At 64.6% G+C, this 18,189-nt stretch carries 19 protein-coding genes; 15 read left to right on the top strand and 4 right to left on the bottom strand.

What is annotated here, in order from left to right; genetic code table 11:
* Nucleotides 1–278: 278 nt before the first annotated feature.
* Both ACQP0P_RS01300 and ACQP0P_RS01295 read right to left on the bottom strand, forming a co-directional pair.
* Nucleotides 279–1,019: a hypothetical protein gene (locus ACQP0P_RS01300; protein WP_433358655.1), complete on the bottom strand. Its 741-nt coding sequence runs from the start codon at nt 1,017–1,019 to the stop codon at nt 279–281.
* 401 nt (nt 1,020–1,420) lie between these two features.
* Nucleotides 1,421–1,546 (bottom strand): hypothetical protein, encoded by a 126-nt coding sequence (locus ACQP0P_RS01295; RefSeq protein ID WP_433358653.1) that lies wholly within the window; start codon nt 1,544–1,546, stop codon nt 1,421–1,423.
* A 469-nt stretch (nt 1,547–2,015) separates the two neighbouring features.
* On the opposite strand from ACQP0P_RS01295, the gene ACQP0P_RS01290 reads away from it, so the two are divergent.
* The 6 genes from ACQP0P_RS01290 (at nt 2,016) to ACQP0P_RS01265 (ending at nt 7,663) form a co-directional block, all read left to right on the top strand.
* On the top strand, nt 2,016–2,483 hold the full coding sequence (locus tag ACQP0P_RS01290) for a hypothetical protein (protein ID WP_433358651.1): 468 nt from the start codon (nt 2,016–2,018) through the stop codon (nt 2,481–2,483).
* A 739-nt stretch (nt 2,484–3,222) separates the two neighbouring features.
* Nucleotides 3,223–3,663 (top strand): hypothetical protein, encoded by a 441-nt coding sequence (locus ACQP0P_RS01285; RefSeq protein WP_433358649.1) that lies wholly within the window; start codon nt 3,223–3,225, stop codon nt 3,661–3,663.
* 158 nt (nt 3,664–3,821) lie between these two features.
* The gene (locus ACQP0P_RS01280) at nt 3,822–4,466 is read left to right on the top strand and encodes a hypothetical protein (RefSeq protein WP_433358647.1); all 645 of its coding nucleotides are present in this window, start codon (nt 3,822–3,824) and stop codon (nt 4,464–4,466) included.
* Nucleotides 4,467–4,905: 439 nt separating this feature from the next.
* On the top strand, nt 4,906–5,541 hold the full coding sequence (locus ACQP0P_RS01275) for a hypothetical protein (RefSeq protein ID WP_433358645.1): 636 nt from the start codon (nt 4,906–4,908) through the stop codon (nt 5,539–5,541).
* A gap of 505 nt (nt 5,542–6,046) precedes the next feature.
* Entirely contained in the window at nt 6,047–6,976 is a 930-nt protein-coding gene (locus ACQP0P_RS01270) for a DUF3427 domain-containing protein (RefSeq protein ID WP_433358644.1), read from the top strand.
* A gap of 327 nt (nt 6,977–7,303) precedes the next feature.
* Complete coding sequence (locus ACQP0P_RS01265) at nt 7,304–7,663, top strand: hypothetical protein (RefSeq protein ID WP_433358643.1); 360 nt, start codon at nt 7,304–7,306, stop codon at nt 7,661–7,663.
* A 124-nt stretch (nt 7,664–7,787) separates the two neighbouring features.
* On the opposite strand, the gene ACQP0P_RS01260 is transcribed toward ACQP0P_RS01265, so the two are convergent.
* On the bottom strand, nt 7,788–8,039 hold the full coding sequence (locus ACQP0P_RS01260) for a hypothetical protein (RefSeq protein WP_433358641.1): 252 nt from the start codon (nt 8,037–8,039) through the stop codon (nt 7,788–7,790).
* 391 nt (nt 8,040–8,430) lie between these two features.
* Nucleotides 8,431–8,574, bottom strand: coding sequence for a hypothetical protein (locus ACQP0P_RS01255; RefSeq protein WP_433358639.1), 144 nt, complete (start codon nt 8,572–8,574; stop codon nt 8,431–8,433).
* A gap of 300 nt (nt 8,575–8,874) precedes the next feature.
* Between ACQP0P_RS01255 and ACQP0P_RS01250 the strand changes: the two genes are divergently transcribed.
* The 9 genes from ACQP0P_RS01250 to ACQP0P_RS01210 all read left to right on the top strand — a co-directional run bounded on the left by ACQP0P_RS01250 (nt 8,875) and on the right by ACQP0P_RS01210 (nt 18,020).
* A complete protein-coding gene (locus tag ACQP0P_RS01250; RefSeq protein ID WP_433358637.1) occupies nt 8,875–9,921 on the top strand; it encodes a DUF4007 family protein in 1,047 nt (348 codons plus the stop codon).
* A gap of 353 nt (nt 9,922–10,274) precedes the next feature.
* Complete coding sequence (locus ACQP0P_RS01245) at nt 10,275–11,264, top strand: hypothetical protein (protein WP_433358636.1); 990 nt, start codon at nt 10,275–10,277, stop codon at nt 11,262–11,264.
* Between the two features lie 251 nt (nt 11,265–11,515).
* Nucleotides 11,516–12,634: a hypothetical protein gene (locus ACQP0P_RS01240; RefSeq protein ID WP_433358635.1), complete on the top strand. Its 1,119-nt coding sequence runs from the start codon at nt 11,516–11,518 to the stop codon at nt 12,632–12,634.
* A gap of 169 nt (nt 12,635–12,803) precedes the next feature.
* Nucleotides 12,804–13,760: a hypothetical protein gene (locus ACQP0P_RS01235; protein ID WP_433358633.1), complete on the top strand. Its 957-nt coding sequence runs from the start codon at nt 12,804–12,806 to the stop codon at nt 13,758–13,760.
* 143 nt (nt 13,761–13,903) lie between these two features.
* Entirely contained in the window at nt 13,904–15,298 is a 1,395-nt protein-coding gene (locus ACQP0P_RS01230) for a DUF7221 family queuine tRNA-ribosyltransferase-like protein (protein ID WP_433358631.1), read from the top strand.
* Nucleotides 15,299–15,558: 260 nt separating this feature from the next.
* Nucleotides 15,559–15,870, top strand: a complete 312-nt coding sequence (locus tag ACQP0P_RS01225; protein ID WP_433358630.1) for a hypothetical protein — start codon at nt 15,559–15,561, stop codon at nt 15,868–15,870.
* Complete coding sequence (locus tag ACQP0P_RS01220; RefSeq protein WP_433358629.1) at nt 15,867–16,355, top strand: hypothetical protein; 489 nt, start codon at nt 15,867–15,869, stop codon at nt 16,353–16,355. The genes ACQP0P_RS01225 and ACQP0P_RS01220 overlap by 4 nt, the downstream gene beginning before the upstream one ends.
* 96 nt (nt 16,356–16,451) lie before the next feature.
* On the top strand, nt 16,452–16,796 hold the full coding sequence (locus ACQP0P_RS01215) for a hypothetical protein (RefSeq protein WP_433358627.1): 345 nt from the start codon (nt 16,452–16,454) through the stop codon (nt 16,794–16,796).
* Nucleotides 16,797–17,468: 672 nt separating this feature from the next.
* A complete protein-coding gene (locus ACQP0P_RS01210) occupies nt 17,469–18,020 on the top strand; it encodes a hypothetical protein (RefSeq protein ID WP_433358625.1) in 552 nt (183 codons plus the stop codon).
* The last annotated feature ends 169 nt before the right edge of the window (nt 18,021–18,189 follow it).

Here is an 18,189-nt window from a genome sequence, read left to right as displayed (position 1 = left end):
GCATCGTAGCGTCTTGGTCACAGACATCATTGGCTGCTCGAGCCATGCTATGACTCTGACAGGGATCTTTGCTGAGCATCATGATCTCTCTGCATCATGGCGCCTTCATCCCACCAAAGGTCAGTACGGCGTCCACCAGCTCGGATGGATATACCTGGATGAGATCGCCCCAGGGAGACTCCGTCCAGCAGTTGTGATGTCAACGCGCACCACCCTGGCATCCCTTGAACTACTCCTCACCCTTTAAGACAACGGCATTACCGAAACTCTCGGCAGGCTCAAACTGCGGCGATCTTGTTGTGCTCTGCAGTGAGCTGGGTCATTTCCTGTATCAGATCCCCGACAGCGGCGGCGAATCCCTCATCGTCGTCTTCCTGTACCGCGTCCAACACCAGTCGCATGCCAGCCGCGATCCGCTGCATCGAGGTTAGGTCGCCGCGGGTGCCTGCGGGGATCTTCTCCAACGTACCGCGCAGGCCTTCCAGCCAGTAGGCGACCTCTTCGCCAGCAGCCTCATGCGTGGCCACGAAGCGACGGGCTCCAGTGAGCAGGAGTTCACCGTACTGAGTGAACCAGTCGATCTCTTGTGCGTCTTGGAGTTGGGCTGCGCGTTCGTGTGACTCGTGCCGTCCCCGGCCACGTCGCGCACTGGCCTCCCGCTTCAGCCACACCTCTACACCCTGCCTGGTCAGCTTCAGCGGCACCGACAACTGCCGGTAGGTGAGCCCCATATCAAGTCCGAGACGGGCCAGGCGCTCGGCCAGCCGATCGATCTCACCCGGTAGCGTCGGAACGCGGGCGCGCGCGTAGAACACGATGCGCAATCCAAGCAGGATGTCGTCCTGAAGGACGTCCCGCGGGACTCGTTGATGGGCCAGCACATAGGAGACGAGCTCTAGCGGGTGATCGGACAGACGGTCCCGACCTGGGTCATTGATAGTGATGCGCCGGTCGATGATCTGCTGAATTGCCGCTAGACCCTCTGCCTCGGAGACCGTTGGATATCTGCGCGCCGCCATAGCCGACCAGGGTACTAACCGCTGAGGCGTGCGGTGGCGACGGCGCAGATGGTGATTGATCCTGTCCGGGAGACGTCGAAGGCCGGCGCGGGTGCGGGCCCGGCCGCGCGGTGCTCGCGACAGCCGACCGCGTGCCCGCGGCGCGCGCGACGCACTTCACCACGATCGCGTCCAGTGTGCTCAGGAGATGGTGCAGGCCGCGGCCACCGATAACAGCGAGCCGACGGCCGCCGATGTCGCGGCAGAGCTGGTGGTAAGCAAACCCCACGGCTGGCGGCTACTCAACATCGCCCGCCAGCAGTAGCCAGGTGCCATCGAACCTCTGCGGTGAGCAGCGCCGACCGATCCGTACTCATCTGGTATGACTTCTGAGGCACAGCCCTTCTTCTTCTGCCCCCCTATCAGATCAGCTTGGCAGCGGACGACCGCCTGACCACCGCTTTGAGGGCGGAGATCCCGGCTCTGATCCCCGTCGTGAGCTTCGGCACTCCCAACTGCACGAGTACATCGACCCCAGCGGCCGCCATGCCAGGGAACGTATGTGCCGAATCATGGTGATTGCCACCGCCGTGGGGGCTCACCTGCGGTTCCGAGTTGGTGAGGCACGGTAGTTGTCACCGGATCGGCGCACTACTTGTCACCAAGGACCGAGTCGCAGGGTTGTTGTCACCGGAGAATCCGTGTTCTCGGCGGGCTGGCCTGGCGTGCACGTGGACAGGTTCCGAAGGAGGCTCACCGCCGATCTTGGTGACAGCCGACAACTGCCGTGCTTCGGCTCAGTACCCCTTCCTCGCCCACGGAACGGATCCCGCTCACTCTAAATATCGCTAAGTGCGCTAATATTTTCAATGTAATCAAAGCGGTGGTGCTCCTCATGGAACTCACCACATCTACGCACCCACTCCTTCACCGTCCCTGCCGCCTCCAGCGACATACAACTTCGAGCCCCACCCATCGGCTGGAGCCGTTGGCAACCGATCTCGATAGAGGAACACCATGAACCACTCCCCGAACCAACTACCTTGTCTCGTCCCGTGCGAGGACACCTCATCAGCAGAGGGCTGCTACGTAATCATCAACCGCGAAGGGCAGGAGGTCGGGTTGCCCGGTTGGTCTGCCTCGCATTCTTCGTCTGTCGCCGTAGCCCGGCAGGATCTCCTCGAGCTCCTTATGGAGGAGGCCCACGCCGACGGACGCTCGCAGGACTGCTTAACCTCCGAGGAGGAAGAAAAGCTGTTCGGGAAAATCCTTCGCCAGGAGACGCCCTATCGGATCATGCGTCGCGTGGAGTCGTGCACCGTCCCCAAGTGCGCCTCATGCGAGAAGCCGTTCAACCCGGGCAACTGGGTATGGCATTTCGACTCCCAGGAGAACGCGAGAGAGGTTGTCGTGCAGCACAGCTGGACGCTGGGGCAGCCACACGGCTGGTACTGCCCTTCATGCAGTGCCAAGGAAACCAGCTGAGGCCTGCTCCCTACGGGTGAGACGCGCAATCAGCGGGCGAGCCCACGGCGGGAATGACGCAGCCTCGACAGGGCCCGGCTCTTATCGAGCCGGGCCCTTGCCAATTCGGGCATGGATCAATCCTCATCGGGACGAAAAGCTGTTTGAAGGTCAGACCGAGTCCTTGGCCCAGGCGCAGGAGTCGGATCTCCAGCTTGTCGACCTCGTCGGGTAGCGCCCGCACTCGCGGACACGTAGGCAAGGATGCGCAAACACAGCAGGGCATGCCCACCCGCGACCTTGGGCGAAACCCGATGACACGCCAGCACGTAGTGGATCAGTCCCAGCGGGGCGTCGAAGATGCGCCCCGCTCTAGGTCTTGGTCATGCTCACGTCGGTCGATGATCCATACGATCGCGGTGACGGACTCCCGCTCACCAACCATGGGATATCAGCGCCGGGCCCTGCCCTTGAGGATAACGACGCGCCAGGCGCACTGACCGTCACGTATCACGCGAAGGCCGGCGGATGATCTCCGAAGAGATCGCGGGCAGCCCCTTGTCGGCGGGCCTTTTACGAAAACCGGCAGCCGAACAGGAAACCCGATATCGAGGTAACCAGCGCAGGGGCGCCACCGCATATATAAATTGCCTCCTCCGGAATCAGTTCGATCGATAAGTGCGCTAATATTTCTTATGTAACCGACTGGGGGTGGCAACTCGGCCGGAGGCATCTCACCGCACATCGACAAGGACTCACAATGGCGAACCAGAAAACAAAACCTGAAGAGCGATTCGATCAGGTCCTCTTCTCGATGCAGACCAAGCGCCTGGAAATCATCGGGGCGCTCACTTGTCTGCACCCCGCATCGGGATGCCTTCCACTTCCCACCTTCGAGGTACCGAAGACATCACAGGATTTCGAAAAGGTCAGGCGAGACATTTACGACAACCTCTTTACCAAGGCGGGGAATAGAGTTGACGCGTGGTGCGAGGCCTTCGATCGCGACGGCGGTTGCATCCACCTCTCAGAAAACCAGGTCCGGCTTGCCTGGGAGATCATCTGGAACTGGTATCTCCTGATTAACGTGGGTGAGAGGTATACGGAGATCGCCCGCCGACGCCTCGAATTCCGCGAGCAGGAAAAGCGAGTCTCCCGCTGGACATACAAGGTATACGACGGGCCCGACGTCCAGGTGTAGCGATATAGCGCAATCACTTTCTCTGCCGGACAGGAGCGCATGCTCTGCCGAAAGGACTGAACCCGTCCACAGGTACCTGCCGGTGTAATCCGCGAAGGGGTATCGAGCGAATGCCATCTCACTAGCAGCAAGGCACGATACCCCTTCGCGTACACCCCATGGTGACGCTGCAGAACACGACCTCCTCGGCCCCGAATACACGGCAGGCCTGGATTCTCCATCCCGTTCCTCATCGCGACCTGCTGAGTCGCACGAACATGTTCGCGGCCTTCCACACGCCCAATCGGGATGGCAGCCCGTGGAGGCCCATCCCGCCAGAAACCGAGAGAAGAATCGAATTGGCACACAGCGAAGCAGCACGAGAGCAGCGATTCGCCATGGTCGTTGATGCGTTGCAGCGGAAGCGCATCGAACTCACCAAAGCGATCAACTCCATGCACGCCGATGCGGGCGACTGCCTGCCGCTGCCCGTATTCGATATTCCGGATACTCCAGAAGCACTCCCCGCGCTAAGCCGGACGATCCGCGAAAACCTCTATGACGACACCGGAAATTGGGCCCGCCCGTGGCTCATCGCGATCGATCGCACCATCGGATGCCCGCACCTCTCTGAGAAGCAAGTCGGCCTCGCCAATTATTTGGTGTGCCATTGGTACTACCTCATCAATGATGGACGGCGCGAGGTTGACCCCATTCCCGGCGAGTACTGTAGAGACTTCCAGCAAACGCAGGAGTTCGCTACTTATTGGGCGTCAAAAGCCTACGCGGGGCCTGATTTCCCATGGTTCACATCGGTGAGGTGAACGATGTCTCTCGCGTGAAGGGTGCCCCTGCCAGGCACGGGAAGAGCGCTTGGCCGGGCTAGGAGACTTCTCCGAACAGAAGAACCGCCATTGCCTGCCGGGTGCTGATGCATTCGGCAGGCGATGGCTTTTCGTGCTTTCGGCGCCGGACTGTCCGAGGACGTGCCCGCGAGGAGAAGACAAGGAGCCGACGGGTCCGCTCGTGAGCGGGTGGCGACCGTCGGCTCCGTCTTGTCACTCACCGCACAGCGAGGACAAGGCACCAGGGTAAGGCGTATCCCGGTACTCCGAGAACGAGGACTTCGTCCTTGTTTCCTCGCGGCATCACCTGGTCATCGTCTTCCCACTCCACCCGTCCGGAACCGCCCAGGGGTGAAGGCGATCACCGCGGACCGTATCCTGCATCTACCGGCGCCGCCGGCCGTCAGCAGGGGAGGGGGTGGCCTACATGATCCGGGCAGGCCACAGCGCGGTCGACGCCGAAGGCCTGGCGCGACTGCACGGCTTCGACAGCGTCGTCACCGCCCGTGCGAAAGGCCTCTACCGCGACCTCACCCTCCCGGCCCCCATCAGCGCGACCCGAAAAAAGCTCTGGGACCGCGATCAAGCCGTAGCGCACGCGGCCGGCAAACCCATCCCTGCGCTGCCCGCCGAGGACAATCCGAACGATCTGCTGGAAGCGCAGGAAGCCGCCGCACTGTGGGGGATAACGCCCAAGCGGTGGCTGAAAAACGTGGCCGAGGACTACGCGCCGCCGGCGACCACCGACGTGTGCGACATCCCGCACTGGACACGCGCCACGGTCACCGACTACCAGAGGCCGGGCGCCCGTGCGGGTGCGGGCCGGCCGCGCGGTGCCCGCGACAGTCGGCCGCGCGCCCGCAGCATTCGAGACGAACGCCACCAAGAGCGGATCCGACACGTTCGAGAGATGGTGCAGGCCGCAGCCACCGAAAGTCGCGAGCTGACGGGCCCCGACGTCGCCAGGGAGTTGGGGATCAGCAGGACCCACGGCTGGCGCTTGCTCAACATCGCCCTTGGTCTGCAGTCAAAAGACGCCGCGACGCAACGTTGATCAGCGCCGAGTGACTCGAGCTCATCAGCGCTGAACCCTTTTGCCTCTATCTGCTGGCGGGCGTCGGCTGAGCGGCCGCACCCGCGAAGTGAGGCCTTTCGGCGCACCTCAGCCGGACCAAGGGCAGAAGTAGCGCCGGGAGCCTGAAACGCTTCGAGCAGCAGTGACAGGTCCACCCGGTTCCGCCGGTCTCTTCCCCCGCACGACGGCACCGCCGTGACTCGGGATCAAACTCCCATGGCGTTGCTGCCTGCCCTAGGGGTCTGCCGCCAGTTGGTGGTGCTCAAAGCATCGGTGTGCCGTGGAAGGACCTCGCTGCTGGTAGCCACAGGCGGCGCATCAAGCCAAGCCCGCGCCCCCGGCGGAGAGTACACCCGCAGGGGGCGGCGCGGTTGGGGACGTTCCTTCCCATCCGCCTATATCGATAACTACGCTAGTATTTTCTATGTAACCGAGAGGGGTGGCATCTCTCGGCGAACTCACCGCACTCAAAGGACCAGTGACGATGATCACCGATCGCACCCGAAGCATGAAGCGAAAAGACCTCGCCCGCGAACTTCGTCGACGGGGTGACATCACCCTGTCGCACTTCCTGAACGAGACCGGCCTGGAACTGGAGGACCTTTACCGGCACCGGGAGGGCTGGACGGCCCTGCGCCGTGAAGCCGGTCTTGAAGGACCGGCAGCCGATGCGGCAGCCGACAAGCAACTCGGTCGAGCCTTCGGCCGCATGCTCCACCTCGATGACATCGAACGCCTGGATTTCCTGCACATGGCCCTGAACGGCGGTCACCCGGTCTCCCCCCGGCACTACCGACTGCTGGCCATGGTTGAGGCCTCCCTCTGGGGCAGCGTCAACTCCTCCGCCGACATCGCGGCCCGGCTGGCTCGGCTCAATGGAGCACGAGCCGCTGAACTCGCGGAATTGGCCGGGATCCTCCGGACCGCAGCTCTGGACCCGGCTCCGGCCCTGGACCCAATGGTCCCGCTTCGGCTGCACGCCCGCTACAGCAAGAACGAGACCTTGGCCGCTTTCGGCCTGGACAGGTTCGCGCATATGCGTCAAGGCGTCATATACGTTGCCGCCCACAAGGCGGACGTGTTCTTCGTTACCGTCGACAAGGCCGAGAACCAGTACTCAAAGAGCACGCGCTACAACGATTACGCCATCGCCGAGGACCGGTTCCACTGGGAGTCACAGAGCACCCTGCAAGCCGCCGCACCCACCGCTCACCGCTACATCGGTGGGCACTCCACCGTGCATCTGCTGATCCGCCAGTCCAAGTGGGATACGGGTCTGGGAGCTCCGCCGTATGTGTACGCGGGCCCCATGAGCTACATCAGCCATGAGGGTGAGCGGCCTATCCGCTTCAAGTGGCGGCTGGCTCATCCTCTACCTCCCGAGGTCTTCCAGTACGCCCAAGCTGCGGAATAACGCGCACAGGCCAAGTGCCACGGATGCTTGTCGACCGGCTGGCCGCCACCCGATGGTGGCCAGCTCCGTCTCGTTCATCGGGCGGTCGAAGACGGCGCCTCGACACCGCTGGCACAGGCGGTGGATCAAGCTCAAGTGACCATCGAACCGGATGTGTATCCACGCGGCGGCAAGGGATGCGCGCCGCACATCCCAGCCCCGCATATCGATATTTGCGCTAGAATTATCTATGTAATCGAGAGAGGTGGCATCCCTCGGTGAACTCACCGCATTTACCAATGGAGGACACACATGTCATTCCCCACGACCTCGGCCCAGCGCGCTGAGGTGCTCACGGCGATCCTCAGTGGCGCGACCGAGGAAGACCTGACCGCCTACATCGGCGCGATTCAGGAACGCCGCGCCATCCTGGCGAGGCTGGCCGCCGCCGCCGTGACCACGGGTATCAACGTCCGAATCATCAACATCAAGCCGCGCTACCTCGACGGTATGACCGGTACCGTCACCGAGGTGGTTCCCGCGCCGCGACGAGGTGGCACGCAGTGCGTGACGGTCCTGCTGGATGAGGAATCCACCGAGATCTACAAGACGCACCGCGCGTCCGGCTTGCCCGACAAGCAGGTCAAGGTCGAGGGCATCCCCATCACCTGCTGCCGACCGCTGACCGGCTCGGGCGAATCGCTCTGACCAACAGCGCAGTCCGCACACCACGGACTACGCCCTGACTAGCGGGCCGGGCACACGATGCCCGGCCCGCTCTTTTGCCCTCAGCCGCAGAAAGCGCCCGTGATCACTACCCCTCGGGCCGTGCTCACCGCCGCCCCTTCTCAGGCCAGCGCGCTGATCGCCCACCCGAGCCGATGCCGTCGAAAATGCGAGTGTCAGCCATCAGCCGGACCGGCGGGTGCAGGGCGGGTTCGACCGCCACGGCGAAGCGCTCATTGCACGCCTGCTTCCGCGCGTCCAAGACCAGCCGAACGCACCGAAGCAGGCGCCGTACCAACGCCACGTCGACGTGATCCTTCGGGGACATCGCTTCGGCCGTCTCGCGCAACTCCTCCAACCATCCGGGGCCTCCCTGCTGGCTGTTTCCTCGACCAGCAGGTGGCTGATCCCCGACCGGAGCAGCCTGCCTTCCCGCGAGCGCCCGCCCCTCTCAAGAACCTCGGCCCGACAGGTCGCATGCTCCACATCACCTCACCTCGAGCATGGGCCCGCCGCTCTCTGGCATGGCATAAGCAGGAACTGCTCGACTCCCTGCGGGCTCACCCCTGCCAGCACGACAAGCCCTCGGCAGGGCGGCCCGCGATTCTTACCCGATCGCAGCAGCTGCGCCTCGAACGCCTTGATCCCACCAGGTAACGCCTGACCCGCGGACGTGCGCAGGTACGAATGCGCAGGCACAGCAGGATGTTCCGACAGACGATCGATCTCGGGCTCCACCCAGTGGCAGATCAGCACGTAGCCAGCCAGCTCCACCAGATGCGCTCCAGACCGGAATCGCGCCGGTCGATGATCTGCGCGGCCGCCGCGGCGTCCTCCTGCTCACCGGCCACGGAATATCTGCACCGTGCCATGCCCTGCAGCGGGTGAGGCACCGGAGTGGAGGTTCTTCGGGCGGCAAGGGCAAAGACCGGCGGATGATCTCCGAGGAGATCGCGGAATGGCACTCCTGTCCGCCGGCCTTCTCTCCGATCCGAAAGGAAAGCCGCGCTCCCCTCCCGAAGCAACCATGGTACGCCCTGGGCGAAGCATCCTGACGCGCACAGGATAAACACCTCAAACAGCTATAAAAGCTATAAATGCCATAAAACGGTAAAATCAGCTCGTGTCGTGTGGAGGCACCCACCGGCATCAGCCCGTCTTCTTCCGATCCGAAAACCAAAAGGACATTCGCAATGCCTCATCCAGCGCCGCGGCGCGCATCCGCATCGCCGTCCTCCAGCACCGAGCAGCTCCTACTCTTCGCCACCGAGCCTCCTGCGGGTTCCCTGGCATCGAACTGCACCCCGGCCTGGGGCCGCCACGGCTCCAACCCTCCCCGCTACGGCTGGCTCGGCCGGGCCTATGCCGCGCTCGTCGACGACCCCGAGGTCTTCACCCGCAACGACAGCACCGTCCAACTATCCGCCGGCAACAGGAACCGCGTCCTGTCCATCCGGTTTTGGATGCGGGCCTTCACCCTGACCGTCGAAGACGATCCGGCGCCCGGCCAGGCCCCCACCGTCGTGCTCACCGAGCGCGCACACTGGCTGCTGAACCCCGACACCGGCGTCGACCCCTACCTGGAGGATCCGGCCAGTCTCTGGTTGCTGCACTGGTGGCTGCTCTCGCTTTCTCCGTGCCGCGTACCCACCTGGTATGGGGCCTTCAACTACCAGCCCACCGTCTTCTCCAAGGACAGCTTGCACCAGCGGCTCGGCGAGCTGGTGACCGAGGCCAGATGGAAGCACCCCGGCGCGAAAGTCATCGGCGACGACATCTCCTGCCTAGTGCGCATGTACAGCCACGACCCCAGCTGGGCCGACGAACCGCGGGCCCGCGTCGAGGACATCATCGACTGGCCGTTCGCCACCCTCAGACTGCTGACGATCCCCAAGGCCGGTCGGCTACGCCTGTCGAACCCTTGTGTCATGCCTGCGGAGGTGGTCGCCTACGCCTGCCTGGAGTACAGCCGCGCCGCTGACCCCGCGGCCCGGGCGATCTCCATCGCCCGCCTGGCCACCGACGTGGGCGGCCCGGGCCGAACGTTTCGGCTGTACTCCCGTCAGCTGGCCGAGTACCTGCAGCGGGTGGCTGAGACCCACTCCGGCATCCGGCTCGCCGAATCACTCGGCGAGCCGGTCCTGATGTTTGACGAGCCCGCCATGCCGATGGGCGGGCACCTGCTGCGCGCCTTGTACTCCGGCTCCGGCTGCGAGGCCCTGCCCTTCCCCGCACACTGATCCTTTGAGTGTCGACCGGTCGGGGAGAGGATCCGAAGCGTTGACGGGTCCGCCCCCGACCGGCGCATCACCACCGATACCGCTCAGGCATATCAGCCGCATCCCCGCCACCGATTCGGCAGGCCCGGCTATCGCTCCTCTGCCGCACACGGTCGAAACCGCTCTCGCCCATTTCTCGAAACACCACACCGGGACCGTGACCTCACTCCAGGGAAAACACCAATTCAAAGGAGTCGAGAAAGCGTAAAGCAATGACTTTCCCTTAAGGAACGAATTGGCTATATCCTTATTGAAGGATGATCGGGATGGCACCCCGGTCATGGCCTCTTTCGACCCCGAAAGGAAAATAAAGCGTGAAACCCATTTCCGCTCTGCCGTCCAAAAAACAGCTGGAACGGCTACGCGACATCGCCAGCACCCGGAATCTGGTCCTTGGCTCGCTCGGCGCCGGAGTCCAGTCCAGTACGCTTCTCCTCATGTCGGCGCTCGGTCTCGCTTCCCGCGAGGTACCGAGATACGACGCGATGATATTCGCAGACACGCAGTTCGAGCCGCAAGCCGTCTACAACCATCTCACCGTCCTCGAAGAGATCGCCCGCGCCGCAGACATTCCTCTGATCAAGGTGACCGCGGGAAGCATTCGCCATGATGCGCTCAAACCATCCGGACACTATGCGACCATGCCGCTCCATATCCTGGGCGACGACGGCAAACACGGAATGCTCAGGCGCCAATGCACCGAAGAATACAAGGTCAAATTAATAAAGCGCGTGGTCCGTGCAGCGCTCGGGGCACCCATCGGCGAAGACGGCAAGGTGGGCAAAGTGCCCGCCGGCCGCTACGCCTACCAGGACATCGGCTTTTCAGCCGATGAGAGGCGACGCGTCAAGGACGACGAAGCGCCAGGCCCCCATAGCGAACTCACCTATCCATTGATCCAGCTCAACATGACACGCGAAGACTGCGTGGATCTCCTCGCCGAAAACGGCATGAAAGATACCCCAAAATCAGCCTGCATAGCGTGCCCCTTTTCGGGTAACGCCAGGTGGAGAACGATGCGCGACACTCAGCCCGACGACTGGGCGGCCGCAGTGGAATTCGACGAGAAAATTCGCCATGGGCATCCCTCCGCAGGCACTCCTTTGAGGGGCCAAGCGTTCGTCCATCGATCCCGAGTGCCTTTGGCCGAGGCGAATATCGGCCGGATCACCCCCCGAGAATGGCGCGATCGGCAAAGCTCGATCAGCCTCGCCGACTATGAGGAAGACCCGCCCGGCTGCTCCCCTTACGGCTGCCGCCGAACCGAGATCCCGCGAGAAGCCGCGATCGAAGCCGGAGCCTGACCGAGAGAAAAGGGGGTGGCCCGAATTCCCGGGCCGCCCCCATCCCGGCACGCTTTCCGCAGTGCCCGCAACCGGCCTCCCCTGGCCGTAACCCCCTTAAGGCCTTCCTCGCCTCCTGATAAGCCGTCTTCCGGAGATATTCGCCCGCTGGCGCGACTGCCCCACATATCAGGAAATTCTGATTCAATGAACATGATGGTCTTTATGGCACAAAGACCATCACGCAATTCATCGATCCGACAGGAAATCCAATGACAGATACCCGTGAACTTCCCGGTCAGTTCCTCTTCCTGCCCCCCGAGGCGGTGCAGGCCGGAGACGTCCTCATGGAGACGATCGTTTTCGGCCCCGTGGCCACCAGCCCGCACCTCGACGTCGACGGCATGGTTCTGCTCACGATCGACGGCCAGGTACCTGTCTCGGTACCGGGCACCAACAAAGTGCGGCTCTTCCGGCCGGACGACCCGGCCGCCGCCAGCACCTGCGCCTGCGGCGCCGAGCCGGGCGAGAGGCACGACGCCATCGACTGCCCTCTGTTCGACGACCTCCGGCATGCCGCCCGCACCATATGGCATCACCTGGACGAGCAGGAGCGCCCGGTTGGGTGGGAGCTGCCCGGGGTCTTTCAGCGGCTCCCTTACCGCGAATTGACGAGCAGCGACATCGTCCTGGAATCGGGCAGGCGCGGCATCTTCGTCGACCGGTTCCAGGGCCCCGTGCTGATCAGCTCCAACGGCAGCCCTCACCGGGAACCGGCCGAGGACGTACGAGTCCGCATTTTCCGGCCCGCCGATCCCGAGCACGCCGCCGCGTGCATGGACCCCGAACGCATGCCCGGCGGCTATGGCCCACCGTGCTGGGAGAGCCACTCCACGGACTTCTGCCTGTCGCTGATCACCCTGCTCGACATCGCCTTTCAGCTGTGGCCCGGACTGCAGAATGAGCGCGAGCGGGCGCACGAGCAGCGCGTCGCCCTGGCCCAGCAGCGCGACGCGGCGTTTTCGGCGGTCGTGCGGGCATCCGCCATCCGCTTGGAGACGGAGATGAAGGCCATCGCTGGCGACATCGCCGCCACCATCAGCACACGTGACCAGCGGGTGCAGGTGGCGTGGCGGGACGGATCGGTCTACTCCATCGACAGCGCCCTATGCCCGGCCGACGATCACGACGCCCCCCACGAAGACTCACCTGCCGCCATGTTCATCAGCCGTCAACGTCCCGAGGGCAAGAGCGTCACCCACAACCGCATCGCCGCGATTCCGTTCCCACCCCGGTACGCGCACGACGCCAGAATCCACGCCGAATTCGCCCTAGCGGCCATCACCCATGACCGAGACCTGCTGGCCAGGCAAGCACCACGCCAGGCGTAGGCAGCGCTCACCGGCGCAGTCGGTCTGCCTCCCCTGCCCCGGGGAGCAAGCCGTCGGCGCCGATGCCGCACCAGGCACCGGTCAACCGCTCCCTGAGGAGGCGCCTCGTCGGCCCGTCCAGCACCGCGCATGCGGCTCTCGTGCTTCGCCCACCCGTCACAATGGTCAGATGCAGGTCGATCTCACCCAGGCGCGCCGCATCGCCCAGGCGCACGCCGGCCGCCGCCTCATCAGCGAAGACGAGATCACCACGACCGGCATCGCGGCCCTGACCGGCTGGCACTCCACCACCATCACGCGCCGGGCCGCCGACCCCACCAGCGACTTCCCGCCCCGCCTGCGCCCCGGCGTGTTCCGCCTGGAAGACGTGGTGGCCTACCTGCGCAGGCAAGAGGCTCCCGCCGACGACACCTTGCTCCGGCTCGCCGAGTTCGCGGCCCTGGAAGAGGTCGCCGCCCCTGTGGTCAACCAGTACGCCGATCACCCGTACCTGGCCCAGCGCAAGGACTCCGCCAACGCCGACAGCAAGGGACGCCCGCGCTGGCGCTACCGCGACCTGATCACCTTCTGGTACGAGGTCAGACCGGGCAAAGGCCGCCAGCCTCGCGGCCGCCCCGACACGCTGTTACCGAAGGTGCGCGCCATGCGCGACGCGGCGTTGGCCGCAGAACGCATCCTGGACGAAGCGACCATCGTCGAGGAGTTGGGCGTGAAAGCACCGCGGGCACGGCGCCTGCTGGCCGCGGCCGCCCGCCCACAACTCCTCGACGATGATCAGCGAACAGCGTTGCGCCCCCGTGTGGAGCAGATCCTGGGCGAGGCCGCCGCCCGCGGAACCCGCGTGACGGGGCCCGCACTCGCCGAGCAGCTGACCATCCGTGTACACGACGCCCGCGCTCTGCTCGCCGAGGCCCGCGAGACGCTCCGGACACAACCCCCGCCACCAGCTCCGGCGCAGCGCACGATCAGCCCCAGCCTGGCCACAGCGGTGCAGTTGCTCCGCGACGCACGCGCCGCCGGAAAAACCCTGACCGGCTACCAGGTTGCCGCGCACGTTGGCGTGAAGGAACGGCAGGGATTTCGCCTGCTGGCCCAGGCCAACGAGTACTTGGCAGCCGAGCAGTAGGAGCCGCGCGGCGCCGATGGTCGGTGTCCTGCAGGCACGACCACCAACAAAGCATGCATAAATGAATTAAAGTGGACCTTGCGCGATCGGGATGGCACCCAGGTTCGCCACCACCCCCTCTCCTCCGATCCGAAGGTCCCCCCATGTCACCGACTGCCCTAGGCAGCGCTGCGCCCGCCCTTGAGGCCACCGCGCCCGCACCGCCGTTGCTGCCCCACCCCATCTGGTACGGCATCGTCCCCGCCGCCGAGGTGGACACCGTCCTGCGCACCGGACTGTGGCCCACCTCGCAATACGACTACCCCGACCTGACCAGCCGCGCACCCGGCCACGTCTACCTCATCACCGCCGAGGTCCTGGTGTGGGGCGAGGCATGGACCAACACCCCGATCCCGCAGCAGGGCCACGCGATCATCGCGGTCAACCTGACCGGCATCAATCCCGCCCTGCTCTGCCTGGACGGCTTCGACGCTCCCGATCACCACACCACCGCCACCGCAGTACCCTCTGTGGCCGACGCGGCGGCGGTAAGCCACCGCGACGGCATCGCGGTGCGGGGCCGTATCGCTCCTGAGCGCCTGGTCGTGGTACCCGCCGACCGCCAGCACCGGCTGGTCGAGTGGGAAGCCCTCATGCGCTCCTTCCTGGACGGCACCGGATGGGCCCTGCCGCCCGTGGTCTCGGCACCCACCGCACCGGCGCTCCCGCCGCTGATCGCCACCGCCCGTCCGGCGTCGCCGCCCACAGCAGTCTCGGATTCCGGCCCGGCGCCACCGGGATCGCCCGCACGGCCCCGCCTATACGTTGGCGCTCCGGACCCCTCCTGGCTGGGTCGCTTCGACTTCCCGATGCTCGTCTCCCGGGCCCGCTTGGCCCGCCTGGTCCGTAGGTTCCCCATCGCCCTCGCCCCGTGGGTGCTGGACTCCGGCGGATACAACCACCTCCGCAAGAACCGCCGATGGCTGATCACCCCCGAGCAGTACGCCGAGGAAGTCCAGTTCTGGATGCAGGCGATCGGCCGTATGGTCGCGGCCGCCCCTCAAGATTGGATGTGCGAAGAGGACGCTCTGGCCCAGACCGGCAAGTCCATACCCGAGCACCAGGAACTGACCACCGCCAACCTCCTGCGACTGCGGGAACTGGCTCCCACCGTCCCCTGGATGCCCGTCCTCCAAGGGTGGCGGCGCGGCGACTACCTACGCCACGTCGAGATGTACGCCGCCGCCGGCATCGACCTGACCCGCGAACCCTGCGTGGGCGTCGGCTCGATCTGCAGCCGCCAAAACTCCATCACCATAGCTCTCCTGATCGAGCAACTGGCCGCGCTCGGGCTACGCCTGCACGGCTTCGGCGTGAAAATCAAAGGCCTTGAACTGTGCGGCGAGAAGCTGATGTCGGTCGACTCGGCCGCCTGGTCCGACCACGCCCGCTACCAGCACGACAAACTGCCCAGCTGCACACACGCCGACTGCCGCAACTGCCCGGAGTACGCCGCAGCATGGAGAGCCGACCTCATCGAACGCGAGCTAGTCCGATAAAGCCCATCACAACAAGCACCATGATCAAACCGCGAACAATTCACAGCCAGCCACGGCGCGCACCCATAAAAGCACCACCCGCCCTCCTCTTGAAAAAGGGGCGGACAGCAGAACCAAAGAGCCCAGCATCCCAGATGTGACGCGAAGTCTGCCGCGAAACAAATAGCGTGAATACCGATAAAATGAAACTGTATTTTCCGAGAGGCACCTCGGAAAGCCGCCTGACATTCGATCCGGAAGAAACGAAAAGGAACCCGAAGGTGACCGACCCCCACATCCGCACCCCGCAATGGGTGCTGCGCCTCGACAGTGGCCGAGGCGACACCGAACTTGCCTTCCCTGCCCAAGGCGACGCCCTTAGCGCTCTCGCCGCCGAGGCTCGCGCCGACTGGAGCCGGGTTACCGGTCTCCGCGACTCGCAGGCGCCCGCTGAGCCTCCGGCCGATGACGCCGAGGCCATCGCGGTCTATTTCACCGCGACCAGGGAGACCTACTCCCTCACCGAGGAACATGATCCCGCGATCCTGGCTGGCATCGAGGCCGCGATCCTTCCCCGAGAGGGGATCGCATGATGCTCCCGCCGGATCTCGCCCCGAACCAGGTACGCGCGCGAGCACGGGCTTTCGCCATGCGCATGATGCGCACCAGCCAGACCCCAGCTGAGACCCTCCGCGCCCTGGAGAGCGCGACCGTGCTCCGGCGGACCTACGCACCTGCGCTCAACACGACTCCGGCGGAGCTCGCGGCCGAGCTGGTCGGCTGGCTTGCCTGCCACTACGGACCCCTCATCAGAGACCGGGAGACGTACATCGAGGCCGCCGCCAGTGCCCAGCTGTGCAACGTCTTGCTCGTCCCTGTCCCTCCCGAAATACGGCAAGCGCGGGACGAAGCGCTCACCCGTCTGGCCGAGCTGACCGGCGTTCCCGAACAGTGGCTTGGCGAGAAGCTATGGAATCTCCAAGGCGAAAGATTCGTGCAGATGCGCGAGGAGTTCCTGGCTACCGCGGACGAGACGACACTTCGAGCGGTGATCGACCCCAAGAACATCAGACGATAACCCTTCTGGCCAGCCCCTCATCGGCTGACGTTTTCACCGCCTGGCCGTCCCACCCAGCGGCCAGGCTTCTTTCTCCCCCGAAGGACACCGCATCGCATGCGTACTCACCTCATGGTTGACCCGGACACCGGCCTCATCGTCCAGGAGGGTCGGCCGTACAGCGTTATCCGCCACGACCAGACGGGCCTGACCCACGGCAATTGCAGCCGCTGCTCAAGGGCGATGGCGTTCACGATCGTGGAGACCTACACGCCGCAGCGCCCCGTCTCCTACCAGAACCGGCCGGTACGGGCGCGGTTTGACCAGGCGCCGGTCTGCGCCGAGCACGCCCAGGCGCACGTCGAGCAGGACGAGGCTTACGCCTACGCGGTCTACGACCAGCGCACCCTCTGGCTGGCAGAGCCGCAGGGCGACGGCTGCTCCGACGAACCACCCTTCTAACTCCTGCGCCTGGCCGGCTCACCCACCGGCCAGGCCCCACCCCTCGCGATAAGGGCCACGCCCCCTAGGGGGATCACCCATGACGAATACCCCTTCAAGGGCCCGGTCGGTCGGACTAGGCCGCCGAGGCACGGCGCATGCCAGCGGTCACCACCGCCACAATGACGCCCTGCATCGCTTCGAACACGTCGCCGCGCGACATTTAGCACGTGCTCGCTTTGGCCGCCGGGATGGTGGCGGCCACTGACCAGCCGCGAGCGACCGGCGCACTGCGTGAGCCTGATCTAGCGAGGCGTGGGTATTGCCTTCCGGTGATACCCGAAGACGCGCCTTCGGCATCGTTAAAAATCACTCAGCCATCGGACTCCGAAAACAGCGACCAGGACGCGAACGCCTAAACGTCGTGGCCGTTGGCGTATCTTCTATGCAGGCAAGCGCCGAAACCGAAAGGGCGGCAAGCGTAAGACCGTTGCGATAGGTGATATCTCTCTTTCGATTTGCAAACCAAACCCTCTAAAAGAATCGGTGATAAATTAATAGCACCTCGAACGGGATGGCACCCCAGTCGAGGAAAGAAACAAATCTTCGATTCGAAGGAATCTCATGCAAAACGCTGTTACTTCCACAAAAGGCAGGGATCGACTTTCCGTCGTCCCTAATTCTGATTCACTGTTGCTGGGCCTGCTTCGGCGCCGCAAGGCTCTTGGTCTCAAGCCGGACTACGTCGCCGAACGTATGGGCATCGCCCGACATGGCGTGTACGAGCTGGAACGCAAGATCCGCAACGGCGAGAACATCCTGTTCACGACGGTCATCAACTACGCCCGCGCAGTCGGTGCCCTGCTCATCGCAGCAGACGACCCCGACTTCACGCCCCCGCCCGCACCGCAGCTGCCCATCTGCAAGAACAAGGACTGCGGTGACACCATCCGCAAAGGCACCGGCAGGAAAGGCCTGTGCGGCGCCTGCCACAACCGCTGGCGCAAGGCAGGGCGGCCCAAGCAGGTCCCGCCGTCGTCCGGCTGTCCCGCGATCGCGGCCATGGCCGAACAGCGCCAGGCGATGGCCGCCACCAGGATGGCTGAAGCACGCCGTCGCTTCACCACCCTTGGCCAGGACGAGGAGACAATCGCCAATGCCCTTGAGGTCACCGTCACCACGGTCAAGAGCTATCTGGCCGACCTGCCCGCACCGAGCGACACCACCGCTCCCGCCGTCACCTGATCAATGACGGCGACATGCCCAGGGGTGGTACCGAGACGGCACCCCTGGGCATGCGATAAGCGCGGAAAACAGCCCCTGAGCTGAAAACCGCGCACCCCTTCCCACTGCGTGGTGCGCGGCCTCCCAACCGCGAACGCTTCGCGCCGACGAGGCCGCGCACCACCAGCTC

The sequence above is a fragment of the Streptosporangium sp. CA-115845 genome (assembly GCF_050943795.1).
GTDB lineage: Bacteria > Actinomycetota > Actinomycetes > Streptosporangiales > Streptosporangiaceae > Streptosporangium.
Note: the sequence above shows the minus strand (reverse complement) of the source record. Positions and strands in the feature narration are given on the sequence as shown.

Coding starts and splice junctions, on each gene's coding strand:
- ACQP0P_RS01300 (WP_433358655.1), bottom strand. CDS start 1,019: ATGGCGGCGCGCAGATATCCAACGGTCTCCGAGGCAGAGGGTCTAGCG.
- ACQP0P_RS01295 (WP_433358653.1), bottom strand. CDS start 1,546: ATGGCGGCCGCTGGGGTCGATGTACTCGTGCAGTTGGGAGTGCCGAAG.
- ACQP0P_RS01290 (WP_433358651.1), top strand. CDS start 2,016: ATGAACCACTCCCCGAACCAACTACCTTGTCTCGTCCCGTGCGAGGAC.
- ACQP0P_RS01285 (WP_433358649.1), top strand. CDS start 3,223: ATGGCGAACCAGAAAACAAAACCTGAAGAGCGATTCGATCAGGTCCTC.
- ACQP0P_RS01280 (WP_433358647.1), top strand. CDS start 3,822: ATGGTGACGCTGCAGAACACGACCTCCTCGGCCCCGAATACACGGCAG.
- ACQP0P_RS01270 (WP_433358644.1), top strand. CDS start 6,047: ATGATCACCGATCGCACCCGAAGCATGAAGCGAAAAGACCTCGCCCGC.
- ACQP0P_RS01250 (WP_433358637.1), top strand. CDS start 8,875: ATGCCTCATCCAGCGCCGCGGCGCGCATCCGCATCGCCGTCCTCCAGC.
- ACQP0P_RS01240 (WP_433358635.1), top strand. CDS start 11,516: ATGACAGATACCCGTGAACTTCCCGGTCAGTTCCTCTTCCTGCCCCCC.
- ACQP0P_RS01235 (WP_433358633.1), top strand. CDS start 12,804: ATGCAGGTCGATCTCACCCAGGCGCGCCGCATCGCCCAGGCGCACGCC.
- ACQP0P_RS01230 (WP_433358631.1), top strand. CDS start 13,904: ATGTCACCGACTGCCCTAGGCAGCGCTGCGCCCGCCCTTGAGGCCACC.
- ACQP0P_RS01220 (WP_433358629.1), top strand. CDS start 15,867: ATGATGCTCCCGCCGGATCTCGCCCCGAACCAGGTACGCGCGCGAGCA.
- ACQP0P_RS01215 (WP_433358627.1), top strand. CDS start 16,452: ATGCGTACTCACCTCATGGTTGACCCGGACACCGGCCTCATCGTCCAG.